The 23,958-nt window shown below is 70.5% G+C and carries 21 protein-coding genes; 4 read left to right on the plus strand and 17 right to left on the minus strand.

Going from position 1 to position 23,958, the window contains the following annotated elements:
• From N865_RS18785 to N865_RS18805, 5 genes are all read right to left on the minus strand, one after another.
• Window positions 1-532: NuoI/complex I 23 kDa subunit family protein (locus N865_RS18785; protein ID WP_157557777.1), on the minus strand; the 532-nt coding region annotated here is incomplete at its 3' end.
• Complete coding sequence (gene nuoH / locus N865_RS18790) at window positions 529-1,488, minus strand: NADH-quinone oxidoreductase subunit NuoH (protein ID WP_034809361.1); 960 nt, start codon at window positions 1,486-1,488, stop codon at window positions 529-531. The genes nuoH (N865_RS18790) and N865_RS18785, both read right to left, overlap by 4 nt.
• The gene (locus N865_RS18795) at window positions 1,485-2,021 is read right to left on the minus strand and encodes an NADH-quinone oxidoreductase subunit C (RefSeq protein WP_034809364.1); all 537 of its coding nucleotides are present in this window, start codon (window positions 2,019-2,021) and stop codon (window positions 1,485-1,487) included. The genes nuoH (N865_RS18790) and N865_RS18795 overlap by 4 nt, the downstream gene beginning before the upstream one ends.
• The gene (locus tag N865_RS18800) at window positions 2,018-2,686 is read right to left on the minus strand and encodes an NADH-quinone oxidoreductase subunit B (protein ID WP_051511052.1); all 669 of its coding nucleotides are present in this window, start codon (window positions 2,684-2,686) and stop codon (window positions 2,018-2,020) included. The genes N865_RS18795 and N865_RS18800 overlap by 4 nt, the downstream gene beginning before the upstream one ends.
• A complete protein-coding gene (locus N865_RS18805; RefSeq protein ID WP_034809366.1) occupies window positions 2,686-3,045 on the minus strand; it encodes an NADH-quinone oxidoreductase subunit A in 360 nt (119 codons plus the stop codon). Before N865_RS18805 ends, N865_RS18800 begins: the two co-directional genes overlap by 1 nt.
• A 233-nt stretch (window positions 3,046-3,278) precedes the next feature.
• Here N865_RS18805 and N865_RS18810 point away from each other — a divergent pair, with 233 nt between their 5' ends.
• From N865_RS18810 to rarD, 3 genes are read left to right on the plus strand one after another with little or no spacing between them, the layout of a single operon-like run.
• The gene (locus N865_RS18810) at window positions 3,279-5,153 is read left to right on the plus strand and encodes a 2-oxoacid:acceptor oxidoreductase subunit alpha (RefSeq protein WP_034809375.1); all 1,875 of its coding nucleotides are present in this window, start codon (window positions 3,279-3,281) and stop codon (window positions 5,151-5,153) included.
• Window positions 5,150-6,238: a 2-oxoacid:ferredoxin oxidoreductase subunit beta gene (locus N865_RS18815; protein WP_034809377.1), complete on the plus strand. Its 1,089-nt coding sequence runs from the start codon at window positions 5,150-5,152 to the stop codon at window positions 6,236-6,238. The genes N865_RS18810 and N865_RS18815 overlap by 4 nt, the downstream gene beginning before the upstream one ends.
• Window positions 6,235-7,212, plus strand: a complete 978-nt coding sequence (rarD, locus tag N865_RS18820; protein WP_281173516.1) for an EamA family transporter RarD — start codon at window positions 6,235-6,237, stop codon at window positions 7,210-7,212. The genes N865_RS18815 and rarD overlap by 4 nt, the downstream gene beginning before the upstream one ends.
• A 182-nt stretch (window positions 7,213-7,394) precedes the next feature.
• Here the strand turns inward: rarD and N865_RS18825 are convergent, their stop codons facing one another.
• Window positions 7,395-9,140 carry a sialidase family protein gene (locus tag N865_RS18825; protein ID WP_034809379.1) on the minus strand — a complete coding sequence of 582 codons (1,746 nt, stop codon included), beginning with the start codon at window positions 9,138-9,140 and terminating at the stop codon, window positions 7,395-7,397.
• 376 nt (window positions 9,141-9,516) lie between these two features.
• Here N865_RS18825 and N865_RS18830 point away from each other — a divergent pair, with 376 nt between their 5' ends.
• A complete protein-coding gene (locus tag N865_RS18830; RefSeq protein ID WP_084328380.1) occupies window positions 9,517-11,001 on the plus strand; it encodes a class II fumarate hydratase in 1,485 nt (494 codons plus the stop codon).
• Window positions 11,002-11,035: 34 nt separating this feature from the next.
• On the opposite strand, the gene N865_RS18835 is transcribed toward N865_RS18830, so the two are convergent.
• From N865_RS18835 to N865_RS18885, 11 genes are all read right to left on the minus strand, one after another.
• Window positions 11,036-12,355: a D-arabinono-1,4-lactone oxidase gene (locus N865_RS18835; protein WP_281173517.1), complete on the minus strand. Its 1,320-nt coding sequence runs from the start codon at window positions 12,353-12,355 to the stop codon at window positions 11,036-11,038.
• Entirely contained in the window at window positions 12,348-13,520 is a 1,173-nt protein-coding gene (locus N865_RS18840) for a type III PLP-dependent enzyme domain-containing protein (RefSeq protein ID WP_034809382.1), read from the minus strand. Before N865_RS18840 ends, N865_RS18835 begins: the two co-directional genes overlap by 8 nt.
• 83 nt (window positions 13,521-13,603) lie before the next feature.
• The gene (locus tag N865_RS18845) at window positions 13,604-14,614 is read right to left on the minus strand and encodes a polyprenyl synthetase family protein (protein WP_034809386.1); all 1,011 of its coding nucleotides are present in this window, start codon (window positions 14,612-14,614) and stop codon (window positions 13,604-13,606) included.
• Window positions 14,615-14,639: 25 nt separating this feature from the next.
• Window positions 14,640-16,250 carry an NADH-quinone oxidoreductase subunit NuoN gene (nuoN, locus tag N865_RS18850; RefSeq protein ID WP_034809389.1) on the minus strand — a complete coding sequence of 537 codons (1,611 nt, stop codon included), beginning with the start codon at window positions 16,248-16,250 and terminating at the stop codon, window positions 14,640-14,642.
• Window positions 16,247-17,785 (minus strand): NADH-quinone oxidoreductase subunit M, encoded by a 1,539-nt coding sequence (locus N865_RS18855; protein WP_034809392.1) that lies wholly within the window; start codon window positions 17,783-17,785, stop codon window positions 16,247-16,249. Before N865_RS18855 ends, nuoN begins: the two co-directional genes overlap by 4 nt.
• 8 nt (window positions 17,786-17,793) lie before the next feature.
• Entirely contained in the window at window positions 17,794-19,764 is a 1,971-nt protein-coding gene (nuoL, locus tag N865_RS18860; protein WP_034809395.1) for an NADH-quinone oxidoreductase subunit L, read from the minus strand.
• Window positions 19,765-19,790: 26 nt separating this feature from the next.
• Window positions 19,791-20,090, minus strand: a complete 300-nt coding sequence (nuoK, locus tag N865_RS18865; RefSeq protein ID WP_034809398.1) for an NADH-quinone oxidoreductase subunit NuoK — start codon at window positions 20,088-20,090, stop codon at window positions 19,791-19,793.
• On the minus strand, window positions 20,087-20,875 hold the full coding sequence (locus N865_RS18870; protein WP_034809401.1) for an NADH-quinone oxidoreductase subunit J: 789 nt from the start codon (window positions 20,873-20,875) through the stop codon (window positions 20,087-20,089). Before N865_RS18870 ends, nuoK begins: the two co-directional genes overlap by 4 nt.
• Window positions 20,872-21,642, minus strand: a complete 771-nt coding sequence (nuoI, locus tag N865_RS18875) for an NADH-quinone oxidoreductase subunit NuoI (protein WP_034809403.1) — start codon at window positions 21,640-21,642, stop codon at window positions 20,872-20,874. The genes N865_RS18870 and nuoI overlap by 4 nt, the downstream gene beginning before the upstream one ends.
• A complete protein-coding gene (gene nuoH, locus N865_RS18880) occupies window positions 21,635-23,083 on the minus strand; it encodes an NADH-quinone oxidoreductase subunit NuoH (RefSeq protein ID WP_034809405.1) in 1,449 nt (482 codons plus the stop codon). Before nuoH (N865_RS18880) ends, nuoI begins: the two co-directional genes overlap by 8 nt.
• Window positions 23,080-23,958, minus strand: an 879-nt coding sequence (locus tag N865_RS18885; protein ID WP_034809407.1) for a molybdopterin dinucleotide binding domain-containing protein, incomplete at its 5' end; no start/stop codon positions are given. The genes N865_RS18885 and nuoH (N865_RS18880), both read right to left, overlap by 4 nt.

The raw sequence follows: 23,958 nt of genomic DNA on the forward strand, positions 1-23,958 counted from the left end.
CACGCGCGGGCCGGGAGGCCGCGGCGACCTCCGCCGGCTCGGCGCTGCCGGGGTCGAGCGCAGCCGGGGGCGGCACGGTCGCCATCCACGCGCCGAGCCGGTCCTTCTCGTGGACGAGGTCGCGGATGTCGAGCTCGGCGTACTCGAACTCGGGGCTCCAGTGGAGGGCGTCGAAGGGGCACACCTCGATGCAGATGCCGCAGTACATGCAGAGGCTGAAGTCGATGGCGAACCGGTCGAGGACGTTGCGCTGGCGGGCCCGGCCCCCCGGCGTCGTCGGCGGCAGCTCCTCCTTGTGCGAGTCGATGTAGATGCACCAGTCGGGGCACTCGCGCGCGCAGAGCATGCAGGACGTGCAGTTCTCCTCGGTGAGCGCGATGACGCCCCGAGACCGTGGCGGCAGCGCCGGCGACACGTCGGGGTACTCCGCCGTGTGCGTGGGTCGCGTCAGCGTGCGCGCCGTCGTCGCGAGCCCCTTGACGAGGCCAGGCAGTATGCCGCCGGACCTCCGGGCGCGATGCTGCTCGCTCATCGGGTCATCACCACTCCTACAGCAGTGATCGCCAGCTGGAGCAGGGCGATCGGGACGAGCCAGACCCAGGCGAGACGCTGGAGCTGGTCCTCACGCAGACGGGGCCACGACACGCGCAGCCAGATCACGACGACGGCGACGGCGAAGCCCTTGAGCAGGGTCCAGAGCCAGCCGAGCCCACTCTCGAAGGGCCCGGCCCACCCGCCGAGGTAGAGCACGGCGAAGAGCAGCGACATGACGACGATGCCGGCGTACTCCGCGAGGAGGAAGAACGCGAAACGCAGCCCGGAGTACTCGGTGTAGGAGCCGAACACGATCTCGGAGTCGGCGACGGGCATGTCGAAGGGCGGCCGCTGGAGCTCTGCGAGTGCCGCGACGAGGAAGACGAAGGCGCCCGGGAACTGCCAGAGCAGCCACCACGGGTTCCACGCCTCGGCGATGCCGACGAGCGACAGGGACCCCGCCGCGAGGGCGACCGACGCCACGGCGAGCACCATCGGCAGCTCGTAGGACACGAGCTGCGCCGCAGACCGCATGGCACCGAGGAGGGAGTACTTGTTGGCGGAGGACCACCCGGCCATGAGCGTGCCGATGATCCCGACCCCCATCGCGGCGAGGACGAGGACGGCGCTCGCCTCGACGTCCGCCCCGACGACCGTGGGCGACAGCGGGATGACGGCGAGCGCGACGAGGTACGGGATGAGGGCGACGGCGGGCGCGAGTCGGAAGACCCCGCGGTCGGCGCGGGCCGGGGTGATGTCCTCCTTCTGGACGAACTTCACCCCGTCGGCGACGAGCTGGGCCCACCCGTGGAACCCACCGGCATACATCGGACCGAGCCGGCCCTGCATGTGGGCCATGACCTTGTGCTCCGTCTGGCCGACCACGAGCGGCAGGACGAGGAAGGCGGCGAGGACGGACGCCGCGCGGAGGACGACCTCCAGCCACGGGCTCATGACTCGACTCCTCGGGGACCCCACTCGGGCCCGGGGACGCCGGGCGCCTGGACGCGACGCCGGCCGGGCGCCTTCGTCGACTCGTGGCCCTCGCCGGGCTCCTTGGCGCCGGGCCACGGCTTCGAGGCCCGGGCCGCGAGGACGAACGACTTGCGCAGTGGCGTCCCCTCGAAGCCCTCGGGCAGCAGGAGCGGGCGCAGCCCGAGGCCCGAGCCGTCGTCGAAGCCGTCGAAGTCGACACCGAACATCTCGTGGGTCTCCCGCTCGTGCCATGCCGCGCCGGCGAAGATGCCTGTCAGCGAGGGCGCGGCGACCCCGTCGGGCACGCGCGTGCGCAGCAGGACCGAGGTGAGCTTGCGGGGCTCGCGGACGTCGAGGAGGTGGCACACGAGGTCGAAGCCCGCGTCGTCGACGGCATCGGTCTGGTCGACCGCCGTGAGCCAGTCGAAGTAGCGGTAGCCCTCCTCGCGCAGGTGCAGCACGGTCGAGGACCACTCGCCGAACGGCACCTCACGGACCTCGGTGACCTTCACTCGCCACCCCCCGCAGCCGTGGGACCGGCCGGGACCGTCGGGAACGCCTGGGTCGGGGCGGGCCGGCGCAGGAGGGGACGGCTCACGTCGCCGGCGCTCGCGACCCGCGACCCGGCATACCGCCCGCGAAGCCGCTGGGTCGACAGGCGCTCGCTCGCGATCTGCTCCTGGAGGCGGATGATGCCGTGGAGCAGTGCCTCGGGGCGCGGCGGGCAGCCCGGGACGTAGACGTCGACGGGGACGATCTGGTCGACACCCTTCGTCACGGAGTACGAGTCCCAGTAGGGCCCGCCCGAGTTGGAGCAGGCACCGAAGGAGATGACGTACTTCGGCTCGGGCATCTGGTCGTAGAGGCGACGGATCGCCGGAGCCATCTTGTCGGTGACGGTCCCCGAGACGACCATGAGGTCGGCCTGGCGCGGCCCTGGCGCGAAGGGAATGACGCCGAGGCGGATGAAGTCGTGGCTGCCCATCGACGCGGCGATGAACTCGATCGCACAGCAGGCGAGGCCGAAGTTGAAGACCCAGAGGGAGTAGCGCCGACCCCAGTTGAGCACGACCTTGATGGGTCGGGGGGCGTGCTCGGAGACGGCCCCGAGCCGCACGCGGATGTCCTCGTGGCGCACGGTCGGCATGGGCAGGTCGATCTCACGGCCGTTGGCCATCACACCCACCTCAGGAACCCGCGACGGGCGGCATGGGCCAGGCCGAGCACGACGATCCCGATGAAGACCCCCATCTCGGCGAGGCTCGCCATTCCGAGGTCGGCGTCGCGCAGGACGAGCGCCCACGGGAAGAGGTAGATCGCGTCGACCGCGAAGACGACGTAGAGGAAGGAGAAGACGAAGTAGCGGACCTTCGTCTGCGCCCAGCCCTCGCCGACGGGGTCGACCCCCGACTCGTACGTCGTGAGCTTGGCGGGCAGGGGCGCGTGCGGCGCGAGCAGCCGTCGCGCGGACATGGCGGCGGCGACGAGGAGCACGCCGGCTCCCAGAACCGCGGCGACTGCGACGTACCCGGACATGGCGGCCAGCCTAGTCATGCCCGACCGCGGGCGGCACCGAGGCCACGCGGGCATCGCGGCGTCGTCGTCAGGGGCCGGGCCCGCGAGGCGCCGCGGTGTGGCGTGCGCGACACAGAATGTCCACGAATTGGCAGCCTCCCACGGTTGAAAACCACTCGGCATACCATGGAAAAAGCCCGCCGCACAGGGCCCCGGGCCGCAAATCCGAGAGAACTTCGAGGATGTCGCACAGCATGAGCACCAAAAAGGTCCAACGGCTTGATCGAGTGGTCATCCGATTCGCCGGGGACTCCGGTGACGGCATGCAGCTCACCGGCGACCGGTTCACCTCCCAGACGGCACTGCTCGGCAACGACCTGTCGACGCTGCCCAACTTCCCGGCCGAGATCCGGGCTCCCCAGGGGACGCTGCCCGGCGTGTCGAGCTTCCAGCTCCACTTCGCCGACCACAACGTCCTGACGCCGGGCGACGCGCCCGACGTCCTCGTCGCGATGAACCCCGCCGCGCTCAAGGCCAACCTGCGCGACCTGCCTCGCGGGGCGACGATCATCGTCAACACCGACGAGTTCACCAAGCGCAACCTGAGCAAGGTGGGCTACGCGCAGAGCCCTGTCGACGACGGGTCCCTCGAGAGCTACCACGTGCACCCCGTCGCGCTGACGTCGATCGCCGTCGAGGCGCTCGCGTCCTTCAGCGACCTGACGCGCAAGGAGAAGGAGCGCGCGAAGAACATGTTCGCGCTCGGCCTGCTCTCGTGGCTCTACACGCGGCCGATGGAGGGCACCGAGGCCTTCCTCAAGAGCAAGTTCGCCGACAACCCGGACATCCTCGAGGCCAACCTGACGGCGCTCCACGCCGGCTTCAACTACGGGGAGACGACCGAGGACTTCGCGGTCTCGTACGAGGTGGCTCCGGCCGCGATGGAGCCGGGGACCTACCGCAACGTCACCGGCAACGTGGCCCTGTCGCTCGGCCTCGTCGCCGCCGCCCACCGGGCCCGGCTGCCGCTCTTCCTGGGCTCCTACCCGATCACGCCGGCGTCCGACATCCTCCACACGCTCGCCGGGCTCAAGCGCTACGGCGTCGCCACGATGCAGGCCGAGGACGAGATCGCCGGCGTCGGCGCCGCGCTCGGCGCGAGCTTCGGCGGCGCGCTCGGCGTGACGACGACCTCCGGCCCGGGTCTCGCGCTCAAGGCCGAGACGATCGGCCTGGCCGTCTCCCTCGAGCTGCCGCTCGTCGTCTGCGACATCCAGCGCGGGGGCCCCTCGACCGGCCTGCCCACCAAGACCGAGCAGGCCGACCTCCTCCAGGCGCTCTTCGGCCGCAACGGCGAGTCGCCCGTCGCGGTCGTGGCGCCCTCGACGCCGGCCGACTGCTTCGACATCGCCGTCGAGGCCGTGCGCATCGCGACGACGTACCGCACGCCCGTCATCGTGCTGTCCGACGGCTACCTCGCCAACGGTTCAGAGCCGTGGCGGCTGCCCAGCACGGCCGCGCTGCCCGACCTCTCGGTCGAGTTCGCGTCGGAGCCCAACGCGGTCAACGCGGACGGTGCGCCGGTCTTCCACCCCTACCAGCGCGACCCGGAGACGCTGGCCCGCCCCTGGGCCATCCCCGGCACCGCGGGCCTCGAGCACCGGATCGGCGGCATCGAGAAGGCCGACGTCACCGGCAACATCTCCTACGACCCCGACAACCACGACCGCATGACGCGCCTGCGCCAGGCCAAGATCGACGGCATCGCCGCGACGATCCCACCGCTCGAGGTCGAGGACCCGTCGGGCGAGGCGAAGGTCCTCGTGGTGGGCTGGGGCTCGACGTACGGCCCGATCGCCGCCGCCGTGCGCCTGGCTCGCGGCGCCGGCGCCCGGGTGGCCCAGGCCCACCTGCGTCACCTCAACCCGTTCCCCGCCAACACGGGCGAGGTCCTGCGCCGCTACGACCGTGTCATCGTGCCCGAGATGAACCTCGGCCAGCTCGCGATGCTGCTCCGCGCGAAGTACCTCGTCGACGCCCGCTCGCACACATCGGTGCGCGGCCTGCCGTTCCAGGCAGCCGAGCTGGCGGACGTCATCTCCCAGGCCGTCAAGGAGGCCTCCGCATGACCACCGATCTCCGTATGCCGCTCCACCTGCTCCCCGCCGACGCCGAGTCGGGCACGGGCTCGGTCCCCCTGCTCGAGGCGGGGCAGGCCCTGACGAAGAAGGACTTCACGTCCGACCAGGAGGTCCGCTGGTGCCCCGGGTGCGGTGACTACGCGATCCTCGCCGCCGTCCAGGGCTTCCTGCCCGAGCTCGGGCTGAAGCGCGAGAACATCGTCTTCGTGTCCGGGATCGGCTGCTCGTCGCGCTTCCCCTACTACCTCGACACCTACGGCATGCACTCGATCCACGGCCGTGCCCCCGCCATCGCGACGGGCCTCGCCGCGACCCGCGAGGACCTGTCCGTCTGGGTCGTCACCGGTGACGGCGACGCCCTCTCGATCGGCGGCAACCACCTCATCCACGCGCTGCGCCGCAACGTCAACCTGACGATCCTGCTCTTCAACAACGAGATCTACGGCCTGACCAAGGGCCAGTACTCCCCCACCTCGCGCGTCGGCCAGGTGACGAAGTCGACGCCGCTCGGCTCCCTCGACACGCCGTTCAACCCGGTGTCGCTCGCGCTCGGCGCGGAGGCGAGCTTCGTCGCCCGGACCATGGACTCCGACCGACAGCACCTCACGTCCGTGCTGCGGGCGGCCGCGGAGCACCGGGGCTCGGCGCTCGTCGAGATCTACCAGAACTGCCCGATCTTCAACGACGGCGTCTTCGACGTGCTGAAGGACCGCACCCAGGCCGAGGCTCGCATCCTGCACCTCGTCGACGGCCAGGAGGTCGCTGCCGGCGACCGGGTCGTCGTCAGGGACGACCGGGGCGCGCTCTCGCTCGTCCCTCGCGTCGAGGCCGACCCGTCCCGGATCGTCGTCCACGACGTCGCCGCGCAGGACCCGTCGGCGGCCTTCGCCCTGTCGCGGCTCGACAGCCCCGATCTCGCGCACGTGCCCATGGGCGTCTTCCGCGACGTCGCGCGGCCGACCTACGACGACGCGCTGCGCGAGCAGGTCGCCTCGGCCCGTACCGTCGAGGTCACCGACGCCGACATCGACGCCCTCCTGGCCGGCAGGGACACCTGGACCGTGGGAGGGTGACGGCCCGCGACACCCTGAGCGCACCGAGGTCCTCGCAGACCTCACCGACGCATGAGGTGGGCCGAGGGACGCTCCTCGGCCTCGCGGCATACGGGATGTGGGGGCTCTTCCCCCTCTACTTCGACGCGCTCAAGCCGGCCGGGGCGTGGGAGATCCTCGCCAACCGCATCCTGTGGACCCTCCTCTTCTGCCTCCTGCTGCTGGCCGTCCGGCGCGACGTGGGCTGGGTCCGGCCGCTGCTCGGGCGGCCCCGGCTGCTCGGGGGGACCGCGGTCGCGGCCGTGCTCATCGCCGTCAACTGGGTCGTCTACGTCGGCGCCGTCACGGCCGGCAACACGAGCGAGGCGGCGCTCGGCTACTTCCTCAACCCGCTCGTCACGGTGGCGCTCGGGGTCATCGTGCTGCGCGAGCGACTGCGCGTGCTCCAGTGGGTCGCGGTCGGCATCGGCGTCGTCGCCGGGGTCTACCTCGCGGTGGCCGGCGGGCGCGTGCCGTGGATCGCGCTGACGCTGGCCCTGACGTTCGCGCTCTACGGACTCACGAAGAAGAAGATCGGCGTCTCCCTCGAGGCCCTGCACGGACTGACCGTCGAGACCGTCGTCCTCGCCCCTGCGGCGGTCGTCATCCTGCTCGTCGTGGGCGCGGGCTCCGGGCTCGCGTTCGGCCAGCACGGCGCCACCCACACGACGCTGCTCGTCCTCTCGGGCGTCGTGACGGCGCTGCCGCTGCTGTGCTTCGCGGCGGCCGCCCGGCGCATCCCGCTCGTCACGATCGGGCTCATCCAGTTCATCACGCCGGTGATGCAGCTGCTGTGCGCGGTGGTGCTGCTCGGCGAGCAGATGCCGGCCGAACGGTGGATCGGGTTCGGCATCGTCTGGCTCGCCCTCGTCGTACTCACCGTCGACTCGCTGCTCAGCCTGCACGGCGCGAGGACGGCCCGCCGCGACCTCCCCGTCGACGACTGCCCGCGCTGATCTGGAGGCAGATCCCGGCGCGCATCACCCTGCCGATCATCTGTGCCTTGGTGTCGCCCCAACAGCACCAGACGCCAGATGATGTGCAGGTTGACTGCTCAGCAGGGCACGGGACGTGAGCCTGCCCGGGGAGGCGGCCCAACCGCATACGGGCTCCTCCACGGGCAGGCGCACCTCACGCGTCAGGGAGTCGTCGGGTCAGCCCACATCCCGCCCCGGATGTCGCTGTTGCCGAACGTCGCCGGGCATGTGCCGATCACGTCCGGCGGTGAGATCGGCGACGACGTGTACAGCGAGGCGCGGTAGGTGTCGATCGCCGTGCAGTGCTCGGCGTTCTGCGCGTCGTTCCACACGCCGACCACACCGTCACGGGTCGCGCTCGCGTAGACGTAGTCACCGAGGAACTCGGCGGTCAGCCCGTTCTGGCTCGTCCCGCGCGGATCCCCGACCGCGCTGCGGTCGAGCGACGTCCACCCACTCGGTATGCCGCTCACGACGTTGGCGTGCCACACCTGGCCCACGAGCCCTCGGTCGTCGGTCGTGTTGTCCCGGTAGGGCGTCGTGAAGGCGTTGTCGACGACGTAGAGGTCCTTGCCGTCGGGCGAGAGCGCCGGGGCCGTGAAGAGCGGCCGGTCACCCGCCTGGAGCGGCAGCGCGGCGGGCGTGGACCACGAGGCCCCGCCGTCGGCCGAGCTCGTCCACAGGAGCTTCTCGTTGTTGAGACCGTCGGCACCGTCGGACCACGTCATGACGATCTGGTCGGAGGCGTCTGCTCCCGTCGGGGCTCCGTTGGCGATGTCGACGCTCGGTCCGGGCGCCAGGTCGGCGCGAGCGCCCGCGATGCCGTCCATGGTCGGTCGGCCGAGCACGGGGTCGAGCACTCCGGGCCTCGTCACGGGAGCGACGATCTGCGGGCCCGTCCACTGGGCGCCGCCGTTGGTCGAGCGGTACATCACCTGGAACGACTGGCCGCCGCGCACGGCCACGCCGAACACGTAGACGTTGCCCCGGCTGTCGGTGCGGACCGTGCAGCCGTCGGCCTGCTGGTTGATGCCGTTGTTGGAGGCCGGCCCGACCTGCTTGGTCGTCCACGTCACGCCGCCGTCCGTCGACCTCGCGACGATGAGTGGGGTGGGCAGGGCCCGGCCCGTGAGCGTGTTGCTCCGGAACGACGCCCAGCACACGTAGACGTTGCCGAAGAACCGGCTCGACTCGGCGTTGTCGGCCCAGATCTGCTCCTTGTCGGAGAAGGTGGTCGACGACTGCTTGGAGATGAGGACCGGCGCGGTCCACGCGGAGGCCTGGTTGGCGGCTGCGGCGTGCGGGTCGTCCGTCGTCGAGACGCCGATGGCCTCGAAGCCCTTGAAGGTGGCCGAGCTGGGGAAGTTCGAGGTCAGGTTCGCGTAGTAGAGGCGCGAGCCGTTGCCCCACGAGAACGTCCCGTCGCCGTTCGGACGCGGCCCGAAGGCGACCGCCGGGTCACCGTCTGAGACCAGGCCGTTCTCGTAGTACTTCGGCAGGGTGCCGATCGAGCCGACCGTCGGCGTGCAGACCGCGGGCCCCAGGCACAGGCGCGCCGAGTAGCCCTGGTACGTCGGCTGGGTCCATGACGACCCGCCCGTGAACGAGAAGTAGACACCGGACACCCCGACTCCGTCGGTGAAGGGGCAGGTCGCCGGGTTGCCGGCCGCGCACGACTCCTCGTCGATCTCGTCGTTCGACCCGGCGACCACCATGCTCGGGTCGTGCGCGTCGACGGCGACCGCGGGCTCGTTCTGCTTGTTCTGCGAGAACGGGGTGACTGGACTGTCGACGGAGACGCGAACGTCCGTTGGTGGCGGCGGTGGCACTGCCGCGGCTACCGCTGCCCCGGTGAACGCCAGTGCGACGCTCGCCAAGACCGCGGGCAGGAAACGGGGGTGACCCATGACTCCTCCTCGGTTGGTCGGGAGGTCGTCGGCGCAGGTGTGCGCAGGCGGCCTCTACCAGAGTCCGCCTACTCGGGCCCTTGGTCGACCGAAAGGCCTCGGGAATTCTCGATCCTCTGGCCGTTGAGGTCGCGCCGTCGTGCCTTTGGGCGGTATCGGCGGCTCCAGGCCCGATCAACCTGCGGATCAACTGCGGAGTGGTGTCGTCCTGGCAGCACCGGACGCCAGATGATCCGCACGCTGATCCGGGCCCGGCTCCAGGACGATCACCCTGCAGATCAACTGCGGAGTGGTGTCGTCCCGGCAGCACCGGACGCCAGATGATCTGCACGCTGATCCGGCCGACCCGCCGGGACGCTGGAGCATGATGGGGACCATGAGCGACCAGCCACGGAGCCAGCAGACGGAGACGGGACCCCCGGAGCACCCGGGGCCGGGGCGGCCCGACTCAGGGCAGGCTTACCGGACCGAGCACGACTCGATGGGCGAGGTCCAGGTGCCGGCAGACGCCCTCTGGGGTGCCCAGACCGCACGGGCCGTGGAGAACTTCCCGATCAGCGGGCGGCCGGTCCCTCCCGGCGTCGTCCACGCCCTCGCCCTGCTCAAGGCCCATGCGGCGGCTGTCAACGCCGAGCTCGGCGTCCTCGATGCGGAGCGCGCGGCGGCCATCATCGCCGCGGCGACCGAGGTGAGCGAGGGCCGGCACGACGACCACTTCCCGGTCGACGTCTTCCAGACCGGGTCCGGCACGTCGACGAACATGAACGTCAACGAGGTCGTCGCCCGGCTGGCCCACCTCGCGACGGGCCTCGACATCCACCCGAACGACCACGTCAACGCCGGCCAGTCGAGCAACGACACCTTCCCGAGCGCGCTGCGGATCGCCGCCACCCGCGCGACCCTCGAGGACCTCGTACCCGCGCTGTCCGACCTCGCGGCCACGCTCGCCCGCAAGGAGGTGGAGTTCGCCGACGTGGTCAAGGCGGGTCGCACCCACCTCATGGACGCCGTGCCCGTGACGCTCGGCCAGGAGCTCGGCGGCTACCGGAGGCAGGTCGAGCTCGGCGCCGTCCGAGTCACCCGGGCCGCGTCGGCGACCCTCGAGCTGCCGCTCGGCGGGACGGCGGCCGGGACCGGGCTCAACGCGGCGCCGGGGTTCGCGGCCGCCGTCATCGACCGGGTCGCGCAGGCGACCGACATCCCCTTCGTCGAGGCCCACAACCACTTCGAGGCGCAGTCCTCCCAGGACGCCGTCGTCGAGCTCTCGGGGGCCCTCAAGGTCGTTGCGGTCAGCCTCACGAAGATCTGCAACGACCTCCGGTGGATGTCCTCCGGACCGCGGACCGGCCTCGGCGAGATCCACCTGCCCGACCTCCAGCCGGGTTCGAGCATCATGCCGGGCAAGGTCAACCCCGTCATCCCCGAGGCCACGCTCATGGCCTGCGCCCAGGTCATCGGCAACGACGTCGCGATCACGACAGCCGGGGCTGCGGGCAACTTCGAGCTCAACGTCATGCTGCCGGTGATGGCCAAGAACATCATCGAGTCCATCGGCCTGCTCGCCGCGACCTCACGACTGCTCGCCGACCGCTGCATCGCCGGGATCACGGTCGAGGCCGGTCACGCCCGCGAGCTCGCCGAGAGCTCGCCGAGCATCGTCACGCCGCTCAACCGCCACATCGGGTACGAGGCCGCGGCGGCTGTCGTCAAGCAGGCCGTCAGGGAGCGCCGCACGATCCGTGACGTCGTCATCGAGCAGGGACACGTGGCCGCCGGCCGGTTGACCGAGGCGCAGCTCGACGAGGCTCTCGACGTGCTCTCCATGGCGAGGCCCCCCGGAGCCGAACCGAGCGAGCCCTAGGGGCCCGAGCCGGCCGAGCGGCATACGGCCCGGGTCAGGAGCCGAGGACCCGCTCGAGGTAGGCGTTACCGAAGCGGCGCTCCGGGTCGACGCGGTCACGCACGGTGACGAAGTCGGCGAACCGCGGGTAGACCTGCTTGAGGTAGTCGGCGTCGCGCGTGTGGAGCTTGCCCCAGTGCGGCCGGCCGCCGTGGTTCGTCGCGATGGCCTCGAACGCCGCGAAGTAGGCACCCCGCGCCTGCCGGTGGTAGCGGTGGATCGCGATGTAGGCGCTCTCGCGGTCGTATGCCGTCGACAGCCACACGTCGTCGGGCGCGGCCACGCGGCACTCGACGGGGAAGGTGATCAGCTCGTCGTGGGTGTTGACCCACTCGCGCAGCTCGAGGAGAACGTCGGCCAGGGCGGCCCGCGGGAAGGCCCACTCCGACTCCATGAACCGCACGTCGCGGGCCGTGACGAAGACCCGGTGCGAGACGTCGGTGAACTGGCGCTCGCTGAGGGCCCGGGCGGCCACGGCGTTGATCGGCCGGGTCGTGCGCGGGACGCGGGTCGCGAGCCGGTTGAGACCCTCGAAGAGCTTGTTGCTCAGCAGGTCGTCGTCGAGGCGCTCGCGCCACGCGGGCAACGGCTGCTTCGGTGTGCCGGCGGGGACGCGGTTGTTGCGCTTGGTCATGGTCCGGTCGGTGTGCGGGAACCAGTAGAACTCGAAGTGGTCGTTGCCCTCGATCTCCTCGTCGAGCCGGTCGAGGAGCCCGAAGAGCGGCTCCGGGCGCTCGACCGCATGGAGCAGGAAGGCGGGGACGACGGCGATCGTCAGCTCGGTGACGATGCCGAGGGCGCCGAGCCCGAGCCGGGCGGCCTGGAAGAGCTCGGGGTCCTGGGTCGGCGAGCAGTCGACGACCGAGCCGTCAGCGAGGACGATCCGCAGGGCCCGGATGCCCGCCGAGAGGCCGGTGAGGCGCAGGCCCGTGCCGTGGGTGCCGGTGCCGGTCGCGCCGGCCAGGCTCTGGCGGTCGATGTCGCCGAGGTTGGGCATGGCGAAGCCGAACTGGGCCAGCTCGTCGTTGAGCACGTGCAGGGGGGTGCCCGCGTGCACGGTCGCCTCGCCTCGGGTCGCGTCGATCGAGGTGACTCCGCTCAGCGCGCCGAGGCGCAGCTGGACACCGTCGGTCACCGCCACCCCGGTGAACGAGTGGCCGGCCCCTACGGCCTTGACCCGCAGGCCGCGGGCTGCGGCCCGCTGCACCTCCTCGGCGACCTCCGCCTCGCTGCGCGGTGTCGCGATGCGTGCCATCCTCGTCGACTCGGTGTGCGCCCAGTTGGACCACTCGACGGCTCGGACGATCTCAGCCAAAGCACTGCCCTTCCCCACGGTAGGTCGCGGCGGTCCCGAGGGTCTCTTCGCCCGCGACCAGGACGAACTCGGTGAAACGCTCGGCCAGCTCCCCCGCCTTGGCGTGCCGGAACCATACCCGATCACCCAGGGAGAGGGGATCAGCCGCGGATCCCCGGAGCGGGGTCTGGACCTCGCCCGTGCCCTCGGTGCGGATGAGCTCGAGCCCCTGCTCCGCGAGCGGTGTCGGGACACGCGACCAGCCGGGGGGCCCCGAGGCGACGTAGCCGCCGCTGTAGGTCGTGACGATGCCCGGGGCCGGGCGCCGGACGACGGGAGTGCCGAAGAAGGCCGCGGGCTCGAGGTCGAGGCCGTCGTAGCCGTCGAAGAGCGTCGGTGCGTAGAGTCCGGAGCCGGCCGCGAGCTCGGTCAACGAGGGGTCGATCCCGGTGACGTGGAGGCTGCCCGTGCCACCCCCGTTGACGAAGTCGAGGTCGGCGAGCGACCGTGCGGCACTGACGATCTCGGCCCGGCGGCCGAGCAGCTCGCGGTGGGAGCGGGCCTTGACCTGACGGACGGCCACGGACGAGTCGGGCAGCCCCGCGATCTGCGCGTCGTAGAACATGAGGCCCGCGACGACGAGGCCGCGCTCCTGCGCGCGGCGGATGACCGCCTCGACGTCGGCGGGGGTGCGCAGCGGTGACCGGCGCACGCCGAGGTGTGCCGGGCCGATCCGGAGCGAGGCGTCGACATCGACCGCGACCCGCAGCCCGGCGGGCCGGTCGACCTCGCGGGCGATGAAGTCCACGTGCTCGACGCTGTCGATCATCACGGCGACCGCTGCGACGAGCGCCGGGTCGCCGGCGAGCTCGGTGAGGGCGGGGACGTCGACGCTCGGGTAGGCGACCATGATGTTCGACCGGCCGGACCTCGCCCACCAGATCGCCTCACGGAGCGAGTAGCACATGAGCCCGTCGAACCCGGGATGCCCGAGCGCCCGCTCGATGAGCGGGCGGCTCCGCAGCGACTTCGTCGCCAGCCGGATCGGCAGGCCGTGGGCGCGCTGGACGAGAAGGGCGGCGTTCGCGTCGAACGCCTCGACGTCGACGACGGCGAGCGGCGCCGGCAGGTGCGCCGTCGCGGAGCTCAGGCGCGCGGCGACGGGCGCGAGGTGGCGGCGGGGCATGAGGGCACCTTACCGACGGTCACCTGTCCCGTCTGCCCCACTGCGTCCATATGCCGCCGGGTCACCCGGTCTGGCGCGCCGGCTCAGCCGACGCGGTCGACGACAGACATCGCGAGGGCCTGCAGGGCCGACTTCGCCGGACTGTCGGGCAACGGGTCGAGCAGCTCCTGCGCGGCCCGCGCGACGGCATACGTCTCCTCACGGGCCTGCTCGAGGGCAGGGTGTGCACGCAGGAGGGCGAGCGCCTCGGTGACCCCGGCGTCGTCGTGGGTGAGGTCGGCCGCGAGGAGCTCGAGCAGTCGCGCGTCGCCCGGGTCGGTCGAGGCCTTGGCCCGGAGGATGGCCAGCGTGTCGACGCCCTCGCGCAGGTCGGTCCCCGGCGTCTTGCCCGTCTCGTCGGCCTGGGACGCGATGTCGATGAGGTCGTCGGCGAGCTGGAAGGCGATCCCGACCTTCTCGCCGTAGGAGCGCATGATCTCGACCGTCTCGGCGGACCCGCCGCTGAACATCGCGCCGTAGCGACCGGCGGTCGCGATGAGCACGCCCGTCTTGTCGGCCAGCACGTCGAGGTAGTAGTCGACCGGGTCGACGCCCTCGGGACAGCCCCGGTCGTCGCGGATCTGACCCGCACAGAGCCGGACGAAGGTCTGCGCCTGGATGAGCACCGCCTCGGCGCCGAGTCCGGCGATCAGCTCGGACGCCTTGCCGAAGAGCAGGTCCCCGATGAGGATCGCCGTCGAGTTGTCGTAGGCGATGTTGGCCGACGGCACCCCGCGACGCACGTCGGCCTCGTCCATGACGTCGTCGTGGTAGAGCGAGGCCAGGTGGGTCAGCTCGACACCGGTGGCGGCCCGCACGACGTCGTCGTTGATGCCGTCGGTGAGCTCTGCAGCGAGGAGCGTGAGCAGCGGGCGGAAGCGCTTGCCACCGGCGGCGGCGAGGTGTCCCGATGCCTGGGCGATGAACGGGTCGTCGTGGTCGACGACCTCGCGCAGGAGGTCGTCGACCCGGACCAGCCCGTCCTGCAGGCGGGCGGTCAGCTCCGGCGTGGCCCCCGGGATGGTGAGGACCGGCGGAGTGGCGTGCATCGTCATGGGCTTCCTGAACTCTGCGCCCGCGTCAGCGGACGAACTGTGATGCGCGGTCCGCGAGGTCGAGCAGCGACGACGGGAGGACTCCGAGGGCGAGCGTGATCAACGTCCCGATCGCGATCGAGAACGTCGTGGCCATGGACGGCGTGACGACCTCGACGGCGTCGTCGGGTGCGTCGCTGAAGAACATCAGGACGATGACCCGGGCGTAGACGAACACCGTGATCGCGCTGCAGACGACGCCGATGACGGCGAGCGTCGTGCCCGTCGCGCCGCCGGTGCCGATCGCGGCGGAGAAGACGCCGAACTTCGAGACGAAGCCCGAGGTCAGCGGGATGCCGGCAAAGGCGAGCATGAGGAACGCGAACGCGCCTGCTGTGAGCGGGTAGCGCTTGCCGAGGCCCGCCCACTGGGACAGGTGGGTCGCCTCGCCGCCGTTCTGGCGCACGAGCGAGACGATCCCGAAGGCCGCGATGGTCGAGAAGCCGTAGGCGACGAGGTAGAAGAGGACCGCTCCGACGCCCTTCCGGTCGAACGCGAGCACGCCGACGAGGATGAACCCGGCGTGGGCGATCGAGGAGTAGGCGAGCAGCCTCTTCATGTCGGTCTGCGTCACGGAGAGGACGGAACCGACGACCATCGTCAGGATCGCGACGATGACGACGGCGTTGGTCCACTCCCAGCGGGCCGTGTCGAGGCCGACGTAGGCGAGGCGCAGGATCGCGCCGAACGCGGCCGCCTTGGTGCAGGCGGCCATGAAGCCCGTGACCGGTGTCGGGGCGCCCTGGTAGACGTCAGGCGTCCAGGCGTGGAACGGCACCGCACCGACCTTGAAGAGCAGGCCGACGAAGACGAGGAACGCACCCGGCAGGAGCAGCCCGTTCATGGCGAGCGGGCCGGTCGCGACGGCCTTGCTGAGGTCGCCGAAGTAGACCGAGCCGGCGTAGCCGTAGAGCAGGGCGGTCCCGAAGAGGAAGAACGCCGAGCTGAACGCGCCGAGGAGGAAGTACTTGAGCGAGGCCTCCTGCGAGAGCAGGCGGCGACGACGCGCGAGGCCCGAGAGGATGTAGAGCGGCAGCGACAGGACCTCGAGGGCGACGAACATGCCGATGAGGTCGTTCGTCGTCGGGAAGATCATCATGCCGAAGATCGCGAACATCGTCAGCGGGAAGACCTCGGACGTGAGGGCACCCGCACGGGCCGCTGCGGACTCGCTCGCCGAGCCCGGCGTCGAGGCGCCGCTCGGCGTGAAGGCGTCGGGACCCACCCCGCCGAAGCGCTCGGCCATCGTCAGGATGCCGAGGACTCCCATGAGGACGATCGAACCCTGCATGAACAGGGCGGGGCCGTCGATGGCGAGGGCGAAGACGCTGTGGTTGGTCGTGCCGTCGGTGAAGCCCATCGTCAGGCCCTTGTGGCCCACCTTGTTGGGGTCGACCGCGACCCAGACGACCGCGGCGAACGCCGCGAGCAGGCCGACGACCGCGAGGCTGACCTGGATGACGTGCCTGCGCCGGCGGGGCGCGAACGCCTCGACGAGCACACCGACCAGCGCCGCCGAGGCGACGATGAGCATCGGCAGGATCGCGACGTAGTCGACGTTCGACTGCTGGAACGCGGCCGGAGCGACGGCGGTCACTTCGTGCTCCCTTCAGCCGCGGGGGTGACCGCGGAGTCGGTGTGGACGTACGACAGGGACTTGTCGACGGCCGGGTTGATCACGTGCAGAGCGATGTTGGGGAAGAACCCGAGGACGAGGAACGTCGCCAGGATCGGCGCAGCGACGACCTTCTCGCGCAGGGAGAGGTCACGGACCCCCGCGAGACCATCGGGCTTGGGGCCGGTCATCATCCGCTTGTACATGAGCAGGATGTAGAGCGCCGCGAGGATGCTGCCCGTCGCCCCGACGACGGCAGCGACAGGCTGCGTCGGGAAGCTGCCGACGAGGACGAGGAACTCGGAGATGAAGCTCGAGAGGCCAGGCAGGGCGAGGCCGGACAGGCCCGCGACGAGGAAGATCCCGGCGAGGCCCGGCGTGACGCGCTGCCAGCCACCGAAGTCGGGGATCCGCTTGCTCCCACGCCGGTGCACGAGCATCGCCGCGAAGAGGAAGAGCGCCGCCGTCGAGAACCCATGGTTGAGCATGTAGAGCGAGGAGCCCGCGCCACCGGTGCTCGTGAAGGCGAAGATGCCGAGCACGATGAAGCCGAAGTGGCTGATCGACGTGAAGGAGATCAGGCGCATCATGTCGGTCTGGCCGATCGCGAGGAGCGCGCCGTAGAGGACCGAGATCACCGCGAGGGCGATGACGACCGGGGTCGCCCACTTGCTCGCCTCCGGGAAGAGCTGGAGGCAGAAGCGGATCATCCCGAACGTGCCCACCTTGTCGAGCACGCCGACGAGAAGGGTCGCCGTGGCCGGGGTCGACTCGGTCGCCGCGTCGGGCAGCCAGGTGTGGAACGGCACCATCGGCGCCTTGACCGCGAAGGCGAGGAAGAAGCCCACGAAGAGCAGGCGCTCCGTCGTCGGGTCGATCGACAGGCCGGTCAGCTTCTCGATGAGGAAGCCGTCGGTGCCACCCGGTCCCTGCAGGTAGAGGGCGATGACGGCGACGAGCATTATGAGCCCGCCGGCGAGCGAGAAGAGGAGGAACTTCATCGCGGCGTACTGCCTGCGCGGTCCGCCGAAGCGACCGATGAGGAAGTAGACGGGGATGAGCATCGCCTCGAAGAAGACGTAGAAGAGGAAGACGTCGGTCGCGGCGAAGACCCCGACCATGAACGTCTCGAGGACGAGCAGCAGGGCGAAGTACGCCTTGGTGCGGCGGCCGCCCTGGGGTCCGGCCTCCTCGGGGACGTCGTGCCACGCCGCCAGCAGGCAGACGGGAGTGAGCACGAGCGACATGAGGATGAGCACGAGCGCGAGGCCGTCGACGCCGAGGGAGTAGGAGACCCCGAACTGCGGGATCCACGACACCTGCTCACCGAGCTGGAACTGCTTGGTCGAGCTCGGGTCGTACTGGGTGGCGGCGACGATCCCGACGACGAGCGCCAGGACCGAGAAGCCGAGCGCGAGTCGCTTGGCGTTCTCGACTGTGCCCGGGACGAAGGCGACGACGAGCGCACCGACGAGCGGGATCAGGCCGGTGATCGTCAGCCAGGGGACGGTGGACATTTCGGTCATCAGGAAATCACCCACAGTGCACCGAGGATGGCGACGACACCGGCAAGCATCGTCAGGGCATAGGAACGCGCGAAGCCGTTCTGGAGCTTGCGCAGGCGGGACGAGGTCCCGCCGACGAGGGCTGCGAGGCCGCCGACGGCACCGTCGACACCCTTGCTGTCCGCGAAGACGAGCGATCGGGTCAGGTGGATGCCGGGCCGCATGAGGAGGGCCTCGTTGACCTGGTCCTGGTAGAGGTCCTTGCGGGCCGCCTGGGTGACCAGGCTGCCGGCGGGGGCCGTGACCGGGACGTCGTCACGCCAGTAGCGCATCCAGGCGAGGAAGACACCGCCGGCGACGAGGAGGAGCGTCAACGTCAGCAGGAGCGGGACCGGGACCACCGGGTGGGCGCCCTCGGGCTCGGCGCCGGTGACCGGCTCGAGCCAGGAGACGAACATGTCGTTCCAGCTGAGGATGAGGCCGAGGAAGGCCGAACCGACCGCGAGGACGATCATCGGGACCGTCATGATCCGCGGCGACTCGTGCGGGTGGTCGTCGGCGTCCCAGCGCTTCTTGCCGTGGAAGGTCATGAAGAACAGGCGCGACATGTAGAAGGCGGTGATCCCGGCGCCGATCAGGGCGGCGCCACCGAAGACCCAGGGCCGCCAGCCCTCACCGATGAAGGCCGCCTCGATGATCTTGTCCTTCGACCAGTAGCCGGAGAACGGCGGGACGCCGAGGATCGCGAGCCAGCCGAGACCGAACGTCGCCCACGTGATCTTCATGGCGCCCGAGAGGCCGCCGAAGCGGCGCATGTCGACCTTGTCGTTCATCCCGTGCATGACCGACCCGGCACCGAGGAACATCCCGGCCTTGAAGAAGCCGTGCGTGAGCAGGTGGAAGATCGCGAACGCGTAGCCGACGGGGCCGAGACCGGCCGCAAGCATCATGTAGCCGATCTGGCTCATCGTCGAGGCCGCGAGGGCCTTCTTGATGTCGTCCTTCGCGCAGCCGACGATCGCCCCGAAGAGCAGGGTGATCGCGCCGACGATGACGACGACGAGCTGGGCGGTCGGGGCCGCCTCGAAGATCGGCGCCGAGCGCACGATGAGGTAGACACCGGCGGTGACCATCGTTGCCGCGTGGATGAGCGCCGAGACGGGCGTCGGGCCGGCCATGGCGTCACCGAGCCAGCTCTGCAGCGGGAACTGGGCGGACTTGCCGCAGGCTCCGAGCAGGAGCATGAGCCCCATCGCGGTCATGAAGCCCTGGTTGGCGCCGGTCAGCGCCGCGGACTTGCCGAGCACCGTCTGGAAGTCGACCGCGCCGAAGTGGAAGAACATCAGCATGAGCGCGACGGTCAGCCCGAAGTCACCGACCCGGTTGACGACGAAGGCCTTGTTGGCCGCGGTCGCGTAGGCCGGGTTCCAGTTCCAGAAGCCGATGAGCAGGTAGGACGCGAGTCCGACGCCCTCCCAGCCGACGTAGAGGAGCAGGTAGCTGTTGGCGAGGACGAGCAGGAGCATCGCCCCGACGAAGAGGTTGAGGTAGGCGAAGAACCGCCGCTTGTCGGGGTCGTGCTCCATGTAGCCGAGCGAGTAGACGTGGATGAGCGACCCGACGAACGTGACGAGCAGGACGAAGACCATCGACAGCTGGTCGACGAGCATCCCCGCGCTCAGCTTGAAGGTGCCCGCGGTGACCCACTCGTAGAGCGTGACGTTCTGGGCGCGGCTGTCCGCCCCGCGGCCGAGCATCTCGACGAAGATGATCGCCCCGACGACGAACGCGGCCCACGAGAGGGCCGTCGCCACGACGGGACCGAACTTGTCGGTGCGGCGCCCGCCGAGCAGCAGCATCGTGGCGCCCGCGAGCGGGAGCGCGACGAGCAGCCACGCGTATGCCGTGAAGCCCGTCGCCGCGTGAGCCTCGCCTTCGTGCGCGGCGAGGCCAGCGGCATACGTGCCGACGGTGTGGGCGAGTGATCCCATGCCAGTGTGCATGTGCCTGGCGCTCCTTACAGCTTCAGCAGGTTGGCGTCGTCGACCGAGGCCGACCGGCGGGCACGGAAGATCGCCATGATGATGGCGAGGCCGACGACGACCTCGGCCGCCGCGACGACCATGACGAACAGGGCCATGACCTGCCCGTCGAGGGCGCCGTGCATGCGCGAGAAGGTCACGAGGGCGAGGTTGGTCGCGTTGAGCATGAGCTCGACACCCATGAAGACGATGATCGCGTTGCGTCGGACGAGGACGGTGGCGGCCCCGATGGAGAAGAGGATCACCGCCAGGTAGACGTAGTGCATCGGGCTCACTTGGCGCGCCCCTCCTCGATCTCGTTCTCCATGTGGCGCTCGACGTCCTGCAACGCCGTGGTCGTAGCGACCTGGTCGCGTGAGACGAGGACGCGCGAGACCGACAGGTCGCTCGGAGTCCCGTCGGGCAGCAGGGCCGGCGTGTCCACCGCGTTGTGGCGGGCGTAGACACCGGGCACAGGGAGGCCGGCGACGTTCTTGTTCTGGTGGACGCGGCGCGCCGCCCACTGCGCCTGCGTCACCCGCGGGGTGAGGCGCTCGCGGTGGGCGAGGACCATCGCGCCGAGGGCGGCCGTGATGAGCAGCGCGGACGTGATCTCGAAGATCCAGACGTACTGGCCGAAGATGAGCTCGGCGATGCCGGTCACGTTGCCGGTGGTCTTGTTGGTCTCGACCACCTTGTCGAGGCCGGACTGGACCGTCGACTCGTCGAGGATGACCGTGCCGAGCGTGAAGAAGAGGACGCCGGCGAGGCCGATGACGAGCAGGAACGAGGCCCAGCGCTGGCCCTTGATCGTCTCGACGATCGAGTCGGACGAGTCGACGCCGACAAGCATCAGGACGAAGAGGAAGAGCATCATGACCGCGCCGGTGTAGACGAACACCTGGACGACGCCGAGGAAGTCGGCCTTCTGCATGATGTAGAAGACGCCGAGGATGATCATGACGACGGCCATCCCGATGGCCGCGTGGACCGCCTTGCGGGCGAAGAGCAGCCCGAGCGAGGCGATCACGGCGATCGGTGCGAGCAACCAGAAGCCGACGGCTTCGGCGGTGGAGGTCACGGGTTCGCTCCTTCGCGGGTGGCGGCGGCGGTGGGGTGGGTCGCGTGGACGACATCGTGCTCACCCGGCAGCGCAGCGCCGACGTTGCCGGACGCGTCGGAGTCGTGTGCGGCCGCGTGGGCCTCCGCGTCCTCGCTCGCGTCCCGCGCGTCGACGTAGGTGCGCTGGGAGTCGGTCGCCGCGGTGACCTTGCCCTGGTAGTAGTCGCGCTCCTCCATGCCGTCGGCCATCGGGAACGGCGGCGGGAGCATGCCCTCCTGGAGCGGGGCGAGGAGCTGGTCCTTGGTGAAGATCAGCTTGCCCCGGTCGTTGTCGGCCAGCTCGTAGAAGTTGGTCATCGTCAGGGCGCGCGTCGGGCAGGCCTCGATGCACAGGCCGCAGAAGATGCAGCGCAGGTAGTTGATCTGGTAGACGCGGCCGTAGCGCTCACCGGGGCTGAAACGGCCGGCGCCGCCTGGCGTGTCGTCGTTGTCGGCGCCCTCGACGAGGATCGCGTCGGCCGGACAGGCCCAGGCACAGAGCTCGCAGCCGACGCACTTCTCGAGCCCGTCGGGGTGCCGGTTGAGCTGGTGGCGCCCGTGGAAGCGCGGCGCCGTCGGGCGCGGCTTCTCGGGGTACTCCTCGGTCGCGACCTTGCGGAACATCGTCGAGAACGAGACGCCGAAGCCGGCGACCGGGGCGAAGAGCTCGGACAGCGCGCTCTTCTTCTTGGGGGCGCCCGAGGCCGAGGCCTTGCGGACGTCCTTGCTGACGGAGTCGTCAGCCATGGGTCTCCTCCTTGACGGGGCTCGAGGTCAGGGTCGAGGTGACGCTCGAGGTCACGGGCTCTCGGGACGCGGCCCCGGAGCCTACCGCGAGGCCGCTCGGCTCACGAAGTCGCTGGCCGGGCAGCGGAGGAACGGGGAAGCCGCCCTCGAAGGGGTCGATCTCCTCCGGCGGGTTGAACTCCGCCGCGGCCTCGCGCTCGGCACGCTTGTCGTCCCAGATCCACGCGGCGGCGAGGGCGATGACGGCGACGATGCTGACGATGACGACCGTCGCGACCGACAGCTCGCGCCCCCCGATCGTGAACGTGCCCTGGCCGAGGAAGCCGAGCTGCGCTCCGCGGATGAAGGCGACGGCCACCACCCACGCGAGGGTGATCGGGATGAGGAAGCGCCAGCCGAAGCGCATGAACTGGTCGTAGCGGACGCGGGGCAGCGAGCCGCGCAGCCACACGAAGAAGAACATGAACATCCAGAGCTTGATGGTGAACCAGAGCAGGCCCCACCAGCCGCCGTTGAGGGCGCCGTCGCCGATCGCGGCGATGAAGGGCGGCGCCTGCCAGCCACCGAGGAACATCGTCGTGGCGAGGGCCGAGACGGTGAACATGTTGACGTACTCGCCGAGGTAGAACATGGCGAAGCGCATCGCGGAGTACTCGGTGTGGAAGCCACCGGTCAGCTCGCCCTCACCCTCGGCGAGGTCGAACGGCAGACGGTTGGTCTCGCCGACCATCGTGATGACGTAGACGGCGAAGGAGAAGAACGCGGGGAGGATGTACCAGAGCGAGCTCTGCGCGGCGACGATCTGCGAGGTCGACATCGAGCCGCTGTAGAGGAAGATCGCGACGAGCGACAGCCCCATGGCGATCTCGTAGCTGATGACCTGGGCGGTCGAGCGCAGGCCACCGAGGAGCGGGTAGGTCGAGCCCGAGCTCCAGCCGGCGAGGACGATGCCGTAGACGCCGACCGAGGCCACCGCGAGGACGAGGAGCACCGCGACGGGCACGTCGGTGATCTGGAGCGGCGTCTCGTGGCCGAAGATCGACACCGTGCCGCCGAGCGGGATGATCGCGAACGACACGAAGGCCATCGTCGCGGCGATGAGCGGCGCCGTCGTGTAGACGATCCGGTCGGCGTTGGCCGGCGTGATGTCTTCCTTGAGCATGGACTTCATGCCGTCGGCGAGGGTCTGGAGCAGACCGAACGGGCCGTTGCGGTTGGGGCCGGGACGCTGCTGCATGCGGCCGATGACGCGTCGCTCGAACCAGATGACGAGGAGCGTCGAGAGCAGCAGGTAGACGAAGACGCCGACGGCCTTGATCAGCGCGACCCACCACGGGGTGTCGCTGAAGTCGGCGACCGGGTTGTCGTTGGCGGGCGCGAGGCCCGTCACGCCGGCCGGCAGCGAGAGCGCGATGTCGTATGCCGCGGTGCTGAGGCTCATGCGGCACCACCCTTCGTGACGGCGACGCGGTCACCGGCGAGAGCGCCGAGCGCCGCGCGAACGGAACAGTCCTTGGAGTTGGTCGGCAGCCAGACGACCCCGTCGACCATGGCGTCGGTGACCGCGGCCGGGAGCGTGATGCTGCCCCGCGGGCCGGTCACGGTGACCGCGTCGCCGTCGAGGACGCCGAGGCCCGTGGCCGAGGCGGCCGAGAGGCGGGCGACCGCCTTGGGTGCCGTGCCGGCGAGGAACGGCTCGCCGTCCTGCATCCGGCCGGCGTCGAGGAGGGTGGCCCACGTCGAGAGGATGAAGTCGCCCTGGCCGCCGCCCACCGCCACCGACGGCGCGCCGCCGGCCGACGTACCGGCGCGCGGGCCGCCCCACGGCCCGAGGGCCTCGAACTGGGCGTGGATCTCCTGCTGCGTCCGGGTCTCGAGGAAGAAGCCGAGCTCGCTCGCGAGCATGTCGAGCGCACGGTGGTCGCTGACGGCGTTCGAGGGCAGCGCCTCCTCGAAGGGCCGGATCCGGCCCTCCCAGTTGACGTAGGAGCCGGTCTTCTCCGCCTGTGCCGCGACGGGGAGCACGACGTCGGCGACTGCGGTGACGGCCGACTCGCGCAGCTCGAGCGAGACGACGAACGCCTTGGCGAGCGCGTCGGACGCGCCGGCCAGGCCGAGGTCGGCGGGATCGACACCGCCGACGACGAGGGCGTCGATCTCGCCCGCGGCGGCCGCCGCGATGATGCCGGCCGTGTCGCGAGCCGGGGCGTCGGGCAGCGCCGACGTCTCCCAGACCGCGGCGACCTCACCGCGGGCGGCGGCGTCGCTGACCGGACGGCCACCGGGAAGGAGCGAACCGAGCGCACCGGCCTCGAG

Source organism: Intrasporangium oryzae NRRL B-24470 (assembly GCF_000576595.1).
Taxonomy (GTDB): domain Bacteria; phylum Actinomycetota; class Actinomycetes; order Actinomycetales; family Dermatophilaceae; genus Intrasporangium_C; species Intrasporangium_C oryzae.